15 protein-coding genes are annotated in these 14,536 nt (G+C 74.4%); 9 read left to right on the forward strand and 6 right to left on the reverse strand.

The features are described 5' to 3' along the window. Positions 1 to 45 precede the first annotated feature (45 nt). A complete protein-coding gene (locus ACE1OA_RS04420) occupies positions 46 to 870 on the reverse strand; it encodes a TIGR02452 family protein (RefSeq protein ID WP_432752297.1) in 825 nt (274 codons plus the stop codon). Between the two features lie 131 nt (positions 871 to 1,001). Between ACE1OA_RS04420 and egtA the strand changes: the two genes are divergently transcribed. From egtA to egtD, 4 genes are read left to right on the forward strand one after another with little or no spacing between them, the layout of a single operon-like run. Continuing rightward, the gene (egtA, locus tag ACE1OA_RS04425; RefSeq protein ID WP_356606482.1) at positions 1,002 to 2,261 is read left to right on the forward strand and encodes an ergothioneine biosynthesis glutamate--cysteine ligase EgtA; all 1,260 of its coding nucleotides are present in this window, start codon (positions 1,002 to 1,004) and stop codon (positions 2,259 to 2,261) included. Further along, on the forward strand, positions 2,258 to 3,574 hold the full coding sequence (egtB, locus tag ACE1OA_RS04430) for an ergothioneine biosynthesis protein EgtB (RefSeq protein WP_432752298.1): 1,317 nt from the start codon (positions 2,258 to 2,260) through the stop codon (positions 3,572 to 3,574). The genes egtA and egtB overlap by 4 nt, the downstream gene beginning before the upstream one ends. Further along, complete coding sequence (gene egtC, locus ACE1OA_RS04435; RefSeq protein WP_384866542.1) at positions 3,574 to 4,341, forward strand: ergothioneine biosynthesis protein EgtC; 768 nt, start codon at positions 3,574 to 3,576, stop codon at positions 4,339 to 4,341. Before egtB ends, egtC begins: the two co-directional genes overlap by 1 nt. After that, positions 4,338 to 5,303 (forward strand): L-histidine N(alpha)-methyltransferase, encoded by a 966-nt coding sequence (egtD, locus tag ACE1OA_RS04440; RefSeq protein ID WP_356606476.1) that lies wholly within the window; start codon positions 4,338 to 4,340, stop codon positions 5,301 to 5,303. Before egtC ends, egtD begins: the two co-directional genes overlap by 4 nt. Here the strand turns inward: egtD and ACE1OA_RS04445 are convergent. From ACE1OA_RS04445 to ACE1OA_RS04455, 3 genes are all read right to left on the reverse strand, one after another. After that, the gene (locus ACE1OA_RS04445) at positions 5,198 to 6,091 is read right to left on the reverse strand and encodes a lysophospholipid acyltransferase family protein (protein ID WP_432752299.1); all 894 of its coding nucleotides are present in this window, start codon (positions 6,089 to 6,091) and stop codon (positions 5,198 to 5,200) included. The two genes, egtD and ACE1OA_RS04445, sit on opposite strands and share 106 nt — an antisense overlap. Beyond that, positions 6,088 to 6,951: a GNAT family N-acetyltransferase gene (locus tag ACE1OA_RS04450; protein WP_356606472.1), complete on the reverse strand. Its 864-nt coding sequence runs from the start codon at positions 6,949 to 6,951 to the stop codon at positions 6,088 to 6,090. Before ACE1OA_RS04450 ends, ACE1OA_RS04445 begins: the two co-directional genes overlap by 4 nt. A gap of 136 nt (positions 6,952 to 7,087) precedes the next feature. Then, the gene (locus tag ACE1OA_RS04455) at positions 7,088 to 8,338 is read right to left on the reverse strand and encodes an extracellular solute-binding protein (RefSeq protein ID WP_432752300.1); all 1,251 of its coding nucleotides are present in this window, start codon (positions 8,336 to 8,338) and stop codon (positions 7,088 to 7,090) included. Positions 8,339 to 8,427: 89 nt separating this feature from the next. Between ACE1OA_RS04455 and ACE1OA_RS04460 the strand changes: the two genes are divergently transcribed. Beyond that, positions 8,428 to 8,565 carry a hypothetical protein gene (locus ACE1OA_RS04460; RefSeq protein ID WP_356606468.1) on the forward strand — a complete coding sequence of 46 codons (138 nt, stop codon included), beginning with the start codon at positions 8,428 to 8,430 and terminating at the stop codon, positions 8,563 to 8,565. A 26-nt stretch (positions 8,566 to 8,591) separates the two neighbouring features. Continuing rightward, a complete protein-coding gene (locus ACE1OA_RS04465) occupies positions 8,592 to 8,807 on the forward strand; it encodes a dodecin (RefSeq protein ID WP_147980108.1) in 216 nt (71 codons plus the stop codon). Between the two features lie 115 nt (positions 8,808 to 8,922). Here ACE1OA_RS04465 and ACE1OA_RS04470 read toward each other — a convergent pair whose 3' ends face one another. Then, entirely contained in the window at positions 8,923 to 9,411 is a 489-nt protein-coding gene (locus ACE1OA_RS04470; RefSeq protein WP_356606466.1) for a hypothetical protein, read from the reverse strand. Between the two features lie 190 nt (positions 9,412 to 9,601). On the opposite strand from ACE1OA_RS04470, the gene ACE1OA_RS04475 reads away from it, so the two are divergent. Both ACE1OA_RS04475 and ACE1OA_RS04480 read left to right on the forward strand, forming a co-directional pair. Next, entirely contained in the window at positions 9,602 to 10,633 is a 1,032-nt protein-coding gene (locus ACE1OA_RS04475) for an LLM class flavin-dependent oxidoreductase (protein WP_384866536.1), read from the forward strand. A 9-nt stretch (positions 10,634 to 10,642) separates the two neighbouring features. Then, positions 10,643 to 13,015, forward strand: a complete 2,373-nt coding sequence (locus tag ACE1OA_RS04480) for an ATP-binding cassette domain-containing protein (protein ID WP_432752301.1) — start codon at positions 10,643 to 10,645, stop codon at positions 13,013 to 13,015. A gap of 4 nt (positions 13,016 to 13,019) precedes the next feature. Here the strand turns inward: ACE1OA_RS04480 and ACE1OA_RS04485 are convergent, their stop codons facing one another. Beyond that, positions 13,020 to 13,577: a YceI family protein gene (locus tag ACE1OA_RS04485; protein WP_432752302.1), complete on the reverse strand. Its 558-nt coding sequence runs from the start codon at positions 13,575 to 13,577 to the stop codon at positions 13,020 to 13,022. A 100-nt stretch (positions 13,578 to 13,677) separates the two neighbouring features. Here ACE1OA_RS04485 and ACE1OA_RS04490 point away from each other — a divergent pair, with 100 nt between their 5' ends. Next, complete coding sequence (locus ACE1OA_RS04490) at positions 13,678 to 14,532, forward strand: helix-turn-helix domain-containing protein (protein ID WP_356606458.1); 855 nt, start codon at positions 13,678 to 13,680, stop codon at positions 14,530 to 14,532. Positions 14,533 to 14,536: the final 4 nt, after the last annotated feature.

Below are 14,536 nucleotides of genomic sequence, written 5' to 3' on the forward strand. Positions count from 1 at the left end.
GGCCGGGGGTCGGGCGGGTCAGGCGGGTCAGGCGGGTCAGGCGGGTCAGGCGGCCTCGTAGACCCGCCGGAAGGCGCCCAGGGTGGTGCGGCCGTCGGTGCGGTCCAGGACCGCGAAGACGATCTCGTCGAAGTGGCCGGCGAAGCGGCCCTCCCCGGTGAGCAGCCGCCGGAACGTGCCGGCCACCTCGGCCGGGTCGTTCCGGAAGACGCCGCAGCCCCACGCGCCGAGCACGAGCCGGCGATACCCGCCCGCCACCGCCGTCTCCAGGACCCGCTCGGAACGGGCGGCGAGGGCGGCCGGGATCCGGTCGGCGAGGTGGGGCGTCCGCCGGCAAATGACGCCCGCGTTCGGTGCCGGCGAGGTGAGGAACCCGACGGTGAACGGCTCGTCCAGGAGAGCCCCGCGGTCGTCGCGGAAGACCGGCACCCCGGGCGAGTGGATGACGCGGTCCGTGTAGAAGGCGTCCCGCTCGGCCCGATGGTGCTCGTAGTACGCGGGCGCGGTCAGGAGGGTCGTGTACAGGGCGGAGGCCCGGCAGACGGCCTCCTCCTGGGCCTGGGCGCCGTTGAGGTAGCCGCCGCCGGGGTTGCGGGCGGAGGCGAAGTTCAGCACGGCGACGGGGGCGGTGTCCGCCGCGGTCAGCCTGCGGGCGGCGACCAGGCTGCTCTCGTCCGTCACCTCTATGGCGGTGTCGCGGTCCCGGTCCGGGACGACCCGGACGGGTTCGGGGCCGTACAGCGTGGTTCCGGCCACCGCGGCGGCCAGTTCCGCCTCGATGGACACCGTGCGGCCGTCGGGCGCCCGGTAGCGGCCCGCCTCCACGATCTCCTCGGTCTGTTTCGCGATCCCCCGCAGTCGTGCACTCATGCCCCTGAGCTTGATCGATCGTGTGACGGTGGGGCAACGGGATTTCCAGAGGGGCCGAAGAGGCGGTCTTGCACGCCCGTCGGAGGTGGCTTTAGGTGGAATCAGCGCCTTCCCGAACAGGAGGTTCCGACATGTCGCCGAGCGGCATACCGCACAGCGGCCCCCCTCTCACCGAGAGCGAGGCGGAGGAGCTGCTGCGATGTATCTGCTTCAAGACGGGCCCGCCCCGCACCGTCGGGGTCGAGCTGGAATGGTTCGTCCACGAGCTGCGTGATCCGCGGCTTCCCGTCCCCCCGCCGCGCCTGTCCGCGGCCATCGACGGCGTCCGGGCCCTGCCGCTGGCCTCGGCGCTCACCTTCGAGCCGGGCGGGCAGCTGGAGCTCAGCTCCCCGCCCGCCGCCTCCCTCATGGAGTGCCTCGACACCCTCTCGGCCGATCTGCGCGCGGTGCGCGGCGCGCTCGGCCCGCTCGGTCTCTCCCTCAGCGGCTACGGGGTCGACCCGTGGCACGCGCCCCGCGAGCGGATGCTGCACGAGCCCCGCTACGACGCGATGGAGCGGCTCTTCGACCGCACCGGGCCCGCGGGCCGAGCCATGATGTGCGACTCGGCCTCGGTGCAGATCTGCCTGGACGCGGGCCACGAGGAGCCGGGGCCGCTCGGGTACCACCGGCGCTGGCAGCTCGCCCATCTGCTGGGCGCGGTACTGGTCGCGGCGTTCGCCGCGTCCCCCGTCCACGGCGGCCGGCCGACCGGCTGGCGCTCGACCCGGCAGGCGCTGTGGACGGACCTCGATCCGGTGCGGGCGCTCGCGCCGGGCCCGGACGGCGACCCGCGCGCCGCCTGGGCCGCGCACGTGCTCGACACCCCGGTGATGTGCGTGCGGTCCGACGACGGGCCGTGGCAGGCGCCCGAGGGGCTGACGTTCAGGGAGTGGCTGCGCACGGGCCGGCCCCGTCCGCCCGTCGAGGACGACCTGCACTACCACATGACGACACTCTTCCCGCCGGTACGGCCGCGGGGCCATCTGGAGCTGCGGATGGTCGACGCGCAGCCGGGCGCCGACGGCTGGATCGTGCCGGTGGCCGTGACCACCGCCCTCTTCGAGGACCCGGAGGCCACGGAGAGCGTCTACCGGGCCGTCAAGCCGCTGGCCGAGTACGCCGGTACGCGTCCGGCCCCGCGCAATCCGCTGTGGCTCGCCGCGGCCCGGGACGGGCTGACGGATGCCGAACTGCACGCCGCGGCGCTGGTGGCGTTCCCCGCCGCGCTGGAGGCCCTGCCCCGGATCGGGGCGAGCACCGCCGTGCAGGACGCGGTGGCCGCCTTCCACGAGCGGTACGTGATCCCGGGCAGCTGCCCCGCCGACGAACTCCAGGAGGTGCGGTCATGACCGTGACCGACGACCCGACCGCCCTTCGGCAGCGGGCGCTGGACGCGCTCACCACCGCGCGCGAGCGCACCGCGCTGCTCACCTCCTGCGTGGAGGACGACGAACTCGTCGCCCAGCACTCTCCGCTGATGTCGCCCCTGGTGTGGGACCTGGCGCACATCGGCAACCAGGAGGAGCAGTGGTTGTGGCGGGCGGTCGCCGGCCGTGACGCGCTGCGGCCCGAGATCGACTCCCTCTACGACGCGTTCGAGCATCCCCGGGCCAGCCGGCCGACGCTGCCGCTGCTCCCGCCCGCCGAAGCCCGCGCGTACGCCTCCGACGTACGCGGCCGGGTGCTGGACGTGCTGGCCGGCACCGCGCTGGCCGGGGCGCCGCTGGTCGAGGCGGGGTTCGCCTTCGGGATGATCGCCCAGCACGAACAGCAGCACGACGAGACCATGCTGATCACCCATCAGCTGCGTACGGGGCCGGCGGCGCTGACCGCCCCGCCGCCGCCGAGGACCGACACCGGCGCTCTGCCCTCCGAAGTCCTGGTGCCCGGCGGACCGTTCACCATGGGGACCTCCGACGAACCGTGGGCGCTGGACAACGAACGGCCCGCCCACACCCGGGTCGTCCCGTCGTTCTTCGTCGACACCGTGCCCGTCACCAACGGCGCCTACATGGCCTTCGTCGCGGACGGCGGCTACACCGACGAGCGCTGGTGGCAGGCGGAGGGCTGGGCGCAGATCCGGCAGCACGGCATCGGCGCGCCGCTGTTCTGGCGGCGCTCGGGCGGGCAGTGGCTGCGGCGCCGGTTCGGCGTGACGGAGCCGGTGCCCGAGGACGAACCGGTGGTGCACGTCAGCTGGTACGAGGCGGACGCCTACGCCCGCTGGGCGGGGCGCCGGCTCCCGACGGAGGCCGAGTGGGAGAAGGCGGCCCGCCACGACCCGGCGACCGGACGGTCCCGGCGCTATCCGTGGGGCGACGCCGACCCCACCCCGGCCCACGCCAACCTGGGTCAGCGGCACCTGCGGCCGGCACCGGCCGGCGGCTATCCCGAGGGCGCCTCGCCGCTCGGCGTCCGCCAGCTCATCGGCGACGTGTGGGAGTGGACGTCCAGCGACTTCCTGCCCTACCCGGGATTCACCGCGTTCCCGTACAAGGAGTACTCGGAGGTCTTCTTCGGGCCCGCGCACAAGGTGCTGCGGGGCGGCTCGTTCGCCGTGGACCAGGTGGCCTGCCGGGGCACGTTCCGCAACTGGGACCTGCCGGTGCGCCGTCAGATCTTCTCGGGCTTCCGGACCGCGCGCGACGCGGAGCTCGCCTGATGTGCCGGCATCTCGCCTACGTCGGCGAGCCGGTGGCCCTCGGCGAGCTGCTGGTACGGCCCGAGCACTCCCTGCACCGGCAGGCGTGGGAGCCGCGGCTGCAGACCAGTGGTGTCGTGAACGCGGACGGCTTCGGGGTGGGCTGGTACGTGCCGGGCGACCCGGTGCCGGCCCGCTACCGCCGGGCCGTGCCGCTCTGGTCCGACCTCTCCTTCGGCGACCTCGCGCGGGTCCTGCGCCCCGCGGCACTGCTGGCCGCCGTCCGGGGAGCCACCCTGCCCGGCGCCGACGGAGAGGCGGCGGCGGCCCCCTTCGCCGCAGGCCCGTGGCTGTTCAGTCACAACGGCGCGGTCGGCGGCTGGCCCGACGCCCTCGCCGGCCTGGCGGCGGCCCTGCCGGCCGCGGAGCTGCTCCGGATGGAGGCGCGGACCGACTCGGCCCTCCTCTGGGCGCTGGCACTGCACCGGCTGCGCGCCGGGGACGGCGCCGGCCGGGCACTCGCCGACACCGTGCGCGAGGCCGCCGGCGCGGCCCCGGGCGCGACGCTGAACCTGCTGCTCACGGACGGCTCGGAGATCACCGCGACCGCCTGGGGCAACTCCCTGTGGTACCTGACGGGTCCCGACCGGAACGGCGCGCCGCGCACGGTCGTGGCATCCGAGCCGTACGACGACGACCCGCTCTGGCGCGAGGTGCCGGACCGCACGCTGCTGTCCGCCACCCGCGCCGATGTCACCCTCACCCCGCTCAAGGAGCCCTCCCCGTGAGCCCGTTCCAGCTGACCCGCACCCTGCCCGAGGACGCCACCGAGGCCGCTCTGCGCGCCGACGTGCACGACGGTCTGACCCGCGCGCCCAAGGAGCTGCCGCCGAAGTGGTTCTACGACGCCCGCGGCAGTGAGCTCTTCGAGGAGATCACCCGCCTCCCCGAGTACTACCCGACCCGCGCCGAGCGGGAGATCCTGATCGACCGGGCGTCCGACATCGCGGCGGCCACCGGGGCCCGCACCCTGGTGGAGCTGGGGTCCGGGTCCTCGGAGAAGACCCGTTTCCTGATCGACGCGCTGCTGCCGGACCTGCAGAGCTACGTGCCGGTGGACGTCAGCCGGTCGGCGCTGACCGGGGCGGCCGAGGCGCTGCTGGCCGAGCGGCCGGGGCTGGACATCCACGCCCTGGTCGCCGACTTCACCCGGGGGCTCGAACTGCCCGACACCCCCGGGCCGCGCCTGGTCGCCTTCCTGGGCGGCACCATCGGGAACCTGCTGCCCGACGAGCGCGCGGTCTTCCTGCGCTCGGTGCGGACGATGCTCAGCCCCGGGGACGCGCTGCTGCTCGGCACGGACCTGGTGAAGGACGAGGCGACGCTGGTCGCCGCGTACGACGACGCCGCCGGTGTCACGGCCGCGTTCAACAAGAACGTGCTGGCGGTCATCGCGCGCGAGTTGGACGCGGACGTACGGCCGGAGGACTTCGACCACGTGGCGCTGTGGGACCGGGACCGGGAGTGGATCGAGATGCGGTTGCGGGCGCGGCACGCGCTCACCGTGAAGATCCCGGAGCTGGACCTGATCGTGCCGTTCGAGAAGGGCGAGGAGGTGCGGACGGAGGTGTCGGCGAAGTTCCGTCAGGCCGGGGTGCGCAGCGAGCTCTCGGACGCGGGGCTGGAGCTGACCCGCTGGTGGACGGACCGGAAGGAACGGTTCGCGCTGTCGCTGGCGATCGCGCGCTGAGCCGCCGCGGCGAGGGCGCGGCGGTCCGGGTACCGGCCGCCGGGGAGCGGATCGAGGATCCGTACCTCGGCGGTCAGTCCGCCGGCCGTCGCGATCCGCCAGAGGGACGCGACCAGCGGGTCGTCCCCCACGAACGCGGCCGGTCCGGCGGGGCCGTAGACGAGGCGGACCGGCTGGACGCCGACGCCGATGTCGAGCGCGGCCTGGAAGGCGGCGGGCCGGAAGGCGCCCGCCGCCCGCCCGCACCAGGTGGAGCCCTCGGGGAAAACGATCACGCGGTCACCGCCGGCGAGCACGGCGCCGATCGCGCCGACGGTGCCGGGGAGGGCGCGCAGCCGGTCGCGGTCGATGAACAGCGTGCCCCCGCGTGCCGCGAGCCGTCCCAGCACCGGCCAGGACCGGACCTCGGTCTTGGCGAGCATCCGGCCGGGCAGCACCGCGGCGACGAGCGGGATGTCCAGCCACGAGACGTGGTTGGCGACGACGAGCACCGGGCCCGCGGCGGGGACCCCGGTGACCCGGAGGCGGACGCCGAAGGCGCGGACGACGGCCCGGCACCACCGGCGGGTCGCCGCCCGGCGGGCGGCGGCCGGCAGGAGCGCGACGAGGGGTGCGAGCAGGAGGCCGGTGACCACGGTGGCCAGGCCGGCGGCCAGCCGGACGACGGCCCGGGCGGGACCCACGGTCGTGGCGGCCGGCCCGGGGTGGGCGGCGCACCGGCCCGGGGTGCAGGGTGCCGTGGGCAGCCAGGGCGAGACGGCCGCGCCGGGCCCGGTGACGGCGGTCACCGGGCGGGTGCGAGGGAGAGGAAGTGGCGCAGGTAGCGGGGGTTCGTGTCGCGCAGGGACAGCAGGACGTACAGGTCGGCGACCCCGAAGTCCACGTCGTGGGCGGGGGCTCCGCAGACCCGGGCGCCGAGGCGGAGGTAACCGCGCAGCAGCGGGGGGAGTTCGACGCGGCCCTCGGGCCGGGCGACGCCCTCGGGGGTCCAGAGCCGGTGGGGCGTGACCCAGTACTCCTCGGGCGCGAGATGCCTGGTCCGGACGGTGTCCCAGGTGGCGGCGGCCAGCGCGCCGCCGTCGGCGAGCGGTATCGAGCAGCAGCCGGCCAGCCAGTTGTGGCCGGTGCGGGTCATGTAGCGGGCGAGCCCGGCCCAGATCAGGGCGATGACGGCGCCGTTGCGGTGGGCGGGATGGACGCACGAGCGGCCGACCTCGACGAGGTCGTCGCGCAGGGGCGCGAGCCGGGTCAGGTCGAACTCGCTCTCGGAGTAGAGCCGTCCGGCGATCCGGGCACGCTCGGGCGGCAGTATCCGGTACGTGCCGACGATCTCGCCGGTCTCCTCCTCGCGGACCAGCAGGTGGTCGCAGTAGGCGTCGAAGGCGTCGACGTCCAGACCGGGTTCGGGGCCGTCGAGGCGGGCGCCCATCTCGCCCGCGAAGACCTGGTGCCGCAGGCGCTGGGCGGCGCGGACGTCCTCCTGGTCGCGGGCGAGGGTGACGACGTAGCGCGGCGGGGCGCCGCCGTCGCCGGGTGTGGACCGCGGGCGGGCCCCGGGCGCGGCCTGCGGGAGGGCCGGGGCCACGGTCTCCCGGGCGGCGGGGCGGGGGGCGGCGGGGACGGCGACTGCGGACGACGGTGCGGGCATGTCGGGCTCCTCCGGCGGGCGGAAGGGGACGGTGAGGGCCGGGCCGCGCGGCGGCGGACCGGCTCCTCGTTTCTTCCGTCACCGGCTGGATTCGACGTGACCGTTCGGAGGCAGGCGGGTGTGGAGGCGCTGAATGCTATTCGGCGAGCGCCGAGCTGATCTTCGCCGAGGCCGCCTTGGCCGCCGCCTTGGGGTCCTCGCCCTGCAGGACGGCCGTCATGTAGGGCTTGATCGGGTTGTCGGCCTCGACGTCGGCCCACTGCGGGGAGTTGGGCGTGGCCCGGCCGCGTGCCGCGCCGACGGCCATCACGGAGGTGGCCTCCCGGCCCTGGACGACCGAGGCGAGACCGGACTTGTTGGGCACGTAGTTCATCGCGCGGGCGAGTTCGGTCTGCCACTTGTCCCCGGCCAGGGCCTTGACCACGTCGAGGGCCGCGCCGCGCTGGGGCGCGTTCTCCGGGATGATCAGGTCCGAGCCGCCGGTGAAGACGGCGCAGGGCTTGCCGGCCTGCTTGCCCGGTATGGGGAAGAAGCCGAGCTTCTCCTCGAGTTCCGGGTTCACCTTGGTGATGGCGGCCACGGCGCTGGGCGTGGCGATGATCTGGGCGACGTCGCCCCGGGCGAAGACCTCGGCCTGGGGCGGGGTCTGCTCGTCGGCGTCCTTGGGACCCGAGCCGAGGGCCTGCAGCTCCTTGTAGACCTCCATGCCGCGCAGCGCGGCCGGGGTGTCCAGGGTGCCGGACCAGGCGCCGCCCTGGTCGACGGCGAGTTCACCGCCCTCGTCCCAGATGAAGCCCGCGAGGGTGTACCAGTCCTGGCCGGCGAGGTAGATGCCCTGCGAGCCGCTGTCGTTGATCTTCTCCGTGTCGGCGAGCCACTTCGCCCGCGTCGTCGGCGGCTTGCTGATGCCGGCCTGTCTGAAGAGGTCCTTGTTGTAGATCACGATGCGGTTCGCCGCGTACCAGGGGATGCCGTACTGGGCACCGTCGATGCGGCCGGGTTCGGCGAGGCCGGGGAGCCACTGCTCGCCGCCGAGGTCGCGGGCCGACTCCAGGGTGAGGTCGTAGAGGCTGTCGGTCTCCGCGTACTGGGCGACCTGGGTGTTGCCCACCTCGATGACGTCGGGTCCGCCCTCCCCCTTGATCGCCCCGGTGACCTTCTTGCCGATGCCCGTCCAGTCCTGGATGGTGAACTGCAGTTTCACGCCCGCGTGCTGGGACTCGTACGCGGTGGTGAACCGCTGGAGGAAGTCCTCGCTGACGCTGTCGCGCATCAGCCAGATACTGACGGTCCGGGTCTGGTCGCCGTCGCCGGGCAGGAGCCCGCAGGCGGAGAGCGCGAGGGCGGTCACGGCGGCCAGGGGACAGAGGAGGTGGCGGTTCTTCACGTAGGTCACCTTCTGCGTTCCATGAATGGAGTGCGGCATGGGGAGCTGACCCGACGTGGGGGGACCGAACGGGTTGTTCGCGCGGGTATGTGGCCTGGATTCTGGTCTGGACCAACCGGGTGGTCAAGTCCTGGCCGGTCCCGGCGACGGCCGCCCGCGCCCGCCCCGCGCTCCGCCCGGCGCCCGACGTGTCGCGGTCCGGGGCGTGGTGGGGCACCGTGGAATGACCCCCACCGAGAGGAGTTCGGCCCCCATGTCGAACCACACCTACCGCGTCACCGAGATCGTCGGCACCTCCCCGGAGGGAGTCGACCAGGCCATTCGCAATGGCATCGAGCGGGCCGCGCAGACCCTGCGGTCCCTCGACTGGTTCGAGGTGACGCAGGTCCGCGGCCACATCGTGGACGGCGCGATCGAGCACTACCAGGTCGGCCTGAAGGTCGGATTCCGCCTGGAGGAGGGCGAGTAGCTCCGGCGTCACGGACGGGCCGCTCGCCCGCGCCGGCGGGCCGGCGTGCCCCGTCGCGGCGCCCACGACGCGCGGCGGGCGGTGCCGGGCGGGGGCGGCCGGTGCCGGCCCGGTCTCAGGTGCGGCCCTCGCCCTCCTGGGCCTGCTTCAGTTCCTCGGACGGCGCCGCCCAGCGGGCCCGGACGACTTCGAATCCGGCTGCCTCGGCCGCGTCGCACACCAGCTCGTCGTCGTCGACGAGCATCCGCACCTCGCGGTCGCGGCCGAGACGGCGCAGGACCTCCAGCTTGGTCAGGCGCGCCGGGCGGAAGTCGCGGGCGCCCCGCATGTGGATACGGCCCCCCGGCAGACCCTGTGCGGCCAGCCAGGCGACGGTGTCCCGGCGGCAGCGTTCCGGTCGGCCCGTCAGGTAGACCACCTCGCACTCCTGCGCCGCCTCCAGGCACAGGGCGACGCCCTCGGCGAGCGGCGGGTCCTCGGGAGCCGCGGCGAAGAACGCGGCCCAGTCGCGGGGCCGCGCCTCCAGGTGGTGCTGACGGTGGGCGGTCCCCGCGAGGGTGTTGTCGAGGTCGAACACGGCCACGGGCCTGCTGCTTCGGGTCACCCGCCCAGCGTAGGGGGTGTCTTGCCGATCAGGCCGGATCGGTGAGCGGCGTCCTGGGGCTTCGGATCCACGGCGGATCGGCGGCGGCGTCCGCCAGGCTCGGATCCACGGCGGAGGAGAGGACCCACGGGCCCACGCCGGTGCCGTCCGGTACCGGGAATCGTCCTCGCGCCGATGCGTTGAACCCTGTGTGACCTCTTCTCTCGACGGCATCCGGTTCTCCGTCCTCGACCGCTCCCGCACCCGCGAGGGCGAGGACGGCTCCGAGGCGTTGCGCGCGACCGTGCGCCTCGCACAGGAGGTGGAGGCGCTGGGGTACCACCGCTTCTGGGTCTCGGAGCACCACGGCGTGCCGGGGGTGGCGGGATCCGCGCCGACCGTACTGGCCGCGGCCGTGGCGGCGGCGACGTCGGCCATCCGCGTCGGCACCGGCGGGGTGATGCTCCCCAACCACCGGCCGCTGCTCGTCGCGGAGGCGTTCGGTGTCCTGGAGGCGTTGTTCCCGGGGCGGATCGACATGGGGCTCGGCCGCTCGGTCGGCTTCACGGACGGTGTCCGGCGGGCGCTGGGCCGGGACAAGGACGACGCCGGGCGGTTCGCCGAGCAGCTGACCGAGCTGCTCGGCTGGTTCACCGGCACGCAGACGGCCCACCCCGGGGTCCACGCCCGGCCGGCGGAGGGTCTGCGGGTGCCGCCGTACGTGCTGGCGACGGGCGAGGGTGCCACGACGGCCGCGGAGGCGGGTCTGCCGCTCGTTGTCGGTGATCTGCGCGGGCGCGAGCGGATGCTGGCGGCCGTCGACGCCTACCGCGCCGCGTTTCGGCCGTCGGCCTGGGCGGAGGAGCCGTACGTCGTCGTGTCGGGCACGGTGGCGGTGGCCGGGACCGAGGCGGAGGCCCGCCGCCTGCTGGTCCCCGAGGCCTGGTCCGCCGCCTGGTCCCGGACTCGGGGCGATTTCCCGCCGCTGCCGCCGGTCGAGCGGATCGCGGAGTCGGCGATGACGGCGAAGCAGCGCGGTCTGTTCGAGGCGGGGCTGACGGGGCACGTGTACGGCACGGAGGAGCAGGTCGGCGCCGAGCTGGAGCGGGTGGTGAAGGAGAGCGGCGCCCAGGAGGTGCTGGTCACGACGAGCACCCACGACCGGGCGGCGCTGCTCGACTCGTACCGCCGACTCGCCCGCGTCGCGGGTCTGACCAGCGCGAACGACGGGACGTCGACCTAGAATCGAGGGATGTCCGCGCACTCCCCCGACTCCTTCGTCCGTGTCCGCGGCGCCCGTGAGAACAACCTCCTCGGCGTCGACGTCGACATCCCGCGCGACGCGATCGCCGTCTTCACCGGGGTGTCCGGCTCGGGCAAGTCCTCGCTCGCCTTCGGCACGATCTACGCGGAGGCGCAGCGCCGGTACTTCGAGTCGGTGGCCCCGTACGCCCGGCGGCTGATCCATCAGGTGGGCGCGCCGAAGGTGGGGGAGATCACCGGGCTGCCGCCCGCCGTCTCCCTGGAACAGCGCAGGTCGTCACCGAACGCCCGGTCGTCGGTGGGGACGGTCACCACCCTCTCCAACTCCCTGCGGATGCTGTTCTCGCGCGCGGGCCGCTACCCGGAGGGTGCCGAGCGGCTCGACTCGGACGCGTTCTCGCCGAACACGGCGGTCGGGGCCTGCCCCGAGTGCCACGGTCTCGGCCGCGTGCACCGCACCAGTGAGGAGCTCCTCGTCCCCGACCCGGGACTGTCGATCCGGGAGGGCGCGATCGCCGCGTGGCCGGGTGCGTGGCAGGGCAAGAACCTGCGCGACGTGCTGGACGCGCTCGGCCACGACATCGACCGGCCCTGGCGCGAGCTCGACGCGCGGGACCGCGAGTGGATCCTGTTCACGGACGAGCAGCCGGTGGTCACCGTCCATCCGGTCCGCGAGGCGGGGCGGATCCAGCGCCCGTACCAGGGCACGTACACGAGCGCCCGCCGCTACGTGATGCACACGTTCTCCGACTCCAGGAGCGCCACGCTCCGGGCGAAGGCGGAGCGGTTCCTGACCGCCTCGCCCTGTCCGGTGTGCGGGGGCAGCCGGCTGCGTCCCGAGGCGCTCGCGGTGACCTTCGCGGGCCGGACGATCGCCGACCTGGCGGCGCTGCCGCTGACCGCGCTCGCGCAGGCGCTCCAGGCCGCGGTCCACGGCGACGGCGACGGCACGGCCGGCGGTGCGGGCGAGACGGCCCGGGTGCTCACCGCGGATCTGGTCGCGCGCATCGCCACGGTCACCGAGCTGGGCCTCGGCTACCTCAGCCTGGACCGCACGACCCCGTCCCTGTCCAACGGCGAGCTGCAACGGCTGCGTCTGGCCACCCAGTTGCGCTCGGGGCTCTTCGGCGTGGTGTACGTGCTCGACGAGCCCTCCGCGGGCCTTCATCCGGCCGACACCGAGGCGCTCCTGGTGGTCCTGGACCGGCTCAAGGCGGCGGGCAACTCGGTGTTCGTGGTGGAGCACCACCTCGACGTCATCCGGCACGCCGACTGGCTCGTCGACGTCGGGCCGCGGGCGGGCGTGCACGGGGGCCGGGTCCTGCACAGCGGGCCGCCGCAGGGTCTGGCGGCCGTCGCGGAGTCCGCGACGCGGCGCTTCCTCTTCGGTCCGCTCCCCGTGCCGGGGCGGGAGTTGCGGACGCCCGCCGGCCGGCTGCGCACGGGTCCGGTCACGCGGCACAACCTCCGTGGTCTGGAAGCGGAGTTCCCGCTCGGGGTGCTGACGGCGGTGACCGGCGTCTCGGGCTCGGGGAAGTCGACGCTGGTGGGCGCGCTCAGCGAGGAACTTCCGGGAGTGGAACGGCTGGTGACGGTCGACCAGAAACCGATCGGCCGGACCCCCCGGTCCAACCTGGCCACGTACACGGGGCTGTTCGACGTGGTCCGCAGGCTGTTCGCCGCCACCGACGAGGCCCGCGAGCGCGGCTACCAGGTGGGGCGCTTCTCCTTCAACGTCCCGGGCGGGCGGTGCGAGACGTGCCAGGGCGAGGGCTTCGTCTCGGTGGAGCTGCTCTTCCTGCCCAGCACGTACGCCCCGTGCCCGGACTGTCACGGTGCCCGCTACAACCCCGAGACGCTGGAGGTCCGGCTGCGCGGGCTGACCATCGCGGAGGTGCTGGACCTGACCGTGGAGGCGGCCGCCGTGTTCTTCGCGGACACCCCGGCGGCGGTGCGCAGCCTGGGCACGCTGCTCGACGTCGGCCTCGGCTATCTGCGGCTCGGCCAGCCGGCCACGGAGCTGTCGGGCGGCGAGGCGCAGCGCATCAAGCTCGCCTCCGAGCTCCAGCGCCTGCGCCGCGGCCACACCCTCTACGTGCTGGACGAGCCGACGACCGGCCTGCATCCGGCCGATGTCGAGGTCCTGATGGGGCGGCTCCACGACCTGGTCGACGCGGGTCACTCGGTGGTCGTCGTGGAGCACGACATGGACGTGGTGGCCACCGCGGACTGGGTGATCGACCTCGGGCCGGGCGGCGGCGACGAGGGCGGCCGGATCGTGGCGGCCGGGCCGCCGGCCGCGGTGGCCCGGGCGGCGGCGAGCCGGACCGCGCCCTATCTCGCGGCCCGGCTCGGCGGCTGACCGGTCAGGACGAGGCCGGCTCGACGAACTGGACCTCCAGGTTCACCTTGATCACGTCCCCGAGGAAGCCGGGAGCGAAGTCGAGGCCGAAGTCGCTGCGCCGGAACTCGCCGGTGGCGTCGAAGCCCGCGTGCCGGCTGCCGTCCGACGGCACGTCCACGAGACCGCCGAACTCGACGTCGAAGGCGACCGGACGGGTGACGTCGCCGATGGTGAGGTCTCCGGCCATGGTCCAGTCCCCGCCCGCGCCGTCGATGCGGGTCGAGCGGAAGGTCATCGTGGGCCGCTTGTCGACGTCGAGCAGGTCCGCACTGCGCACGTGCGCGTCCCGGTCCGCGTTGCCGGTGTCGAGCGAGGCGAGCGCGACGGTCGCGGTGATCGAGGAGTCGTCGAGGGTGGTGCCGACGACCAGCTCGGCCTGGAGGTCGTTGAAGCGCCCGCGCACCTTGGAGATCCCGAGGTGGCGGATCGCGAATCCGACGCTGGAGTGCAGGGGGTCGACGGCCCAGCGGCCGGGGGTGAGCGGAAGCGTGGTGGTGGTGTTCTGCGATTCGGTGGTCATGGCTCCACGCTGCGGCCTCGGGACGGCGCGAGGAAGGCCCGGCGGAGGCTGGTAGTGACAGGGCCACCCTCGGGGCGCCGGGTCCTCTTACGATCGGTGGATGAGCGACAACGAACTCGGTGCCTTCCTGCGCGCCCGCCGCGAGGCGCTGACGCCCGCGGACGCGGGGCTGCCGGCGGGGCCGCGGCGCCGGACGCCGGGGCTGCGGCGGACGGAGCTGGCGATGCTCGCCGGGATCAGCGTCGAGTACCTGGCGAGGCTGGAGCAGGGCCGGGACCGCAACCCCTCGTCGCAGGTTCTGGGCGCCCTCAGCGACGCGCTGCAGCTGCCGCTGGACGCCCGGTTGCACCTGCGCCGGCTGCTCAAGTCCCAGGACCACCAGCACATGTGCGCGGCGGCGCCGGCGCCGGCCCGGACGGTGCGGCCGACCGTGCGGGCCCTGCTCGACCGGCTCGGGCCGACCCCGGCCGTGGTCACCAACGCGGTCGGCGAGGTCGCCGGCTACAGCGAGGGGTACGCGCTCCTCGCCGGCCCGCTGGGGATGCTCGACGGCGACCCGCCGAGCCTGCTCCGGTACGTCTTCACCGATCCGCGGGCCCGTACGGCGTACCCGGACTGGGACCGGATCGCCGACCAGCAGGTCGCCGCGCTGTACCTGCCCGTCACGCGGTCGGACCCGTACGTCGCCGAGCTGGCGCGGGAGCTGACGGTCATCGCCGGGGCCGTGTTCTCCGAGCGGTTCGCCGCCACCGGGCTGATGCGGGCGCGTTCGGGCCGGGAGCGGCTGGTGCATCCGGAGGTCGGCGAACTGCGGCTGTCGTACGAGGTGCTCGACCTGCCGGAGACCGACGGGCAGAGCATGACGGTGCAGCTGCCCGCCGACGAGGCGACCTCCGCGGCCCTTGACCGGCTGGTCGGCCGCCGGCCGGGCACCCTGCGCGCGGTCGGCGGCTGAGCGG

Source organism: Streptomyces sp. JL2001 (assembly GCF_050917515.1).
In the GTDB taxonomy this organism is placed as follows: Bacteria; Actinomycetota; Actinomycetes; order Streptomycetales; family Streptomycetaceae; genus Streptomyces.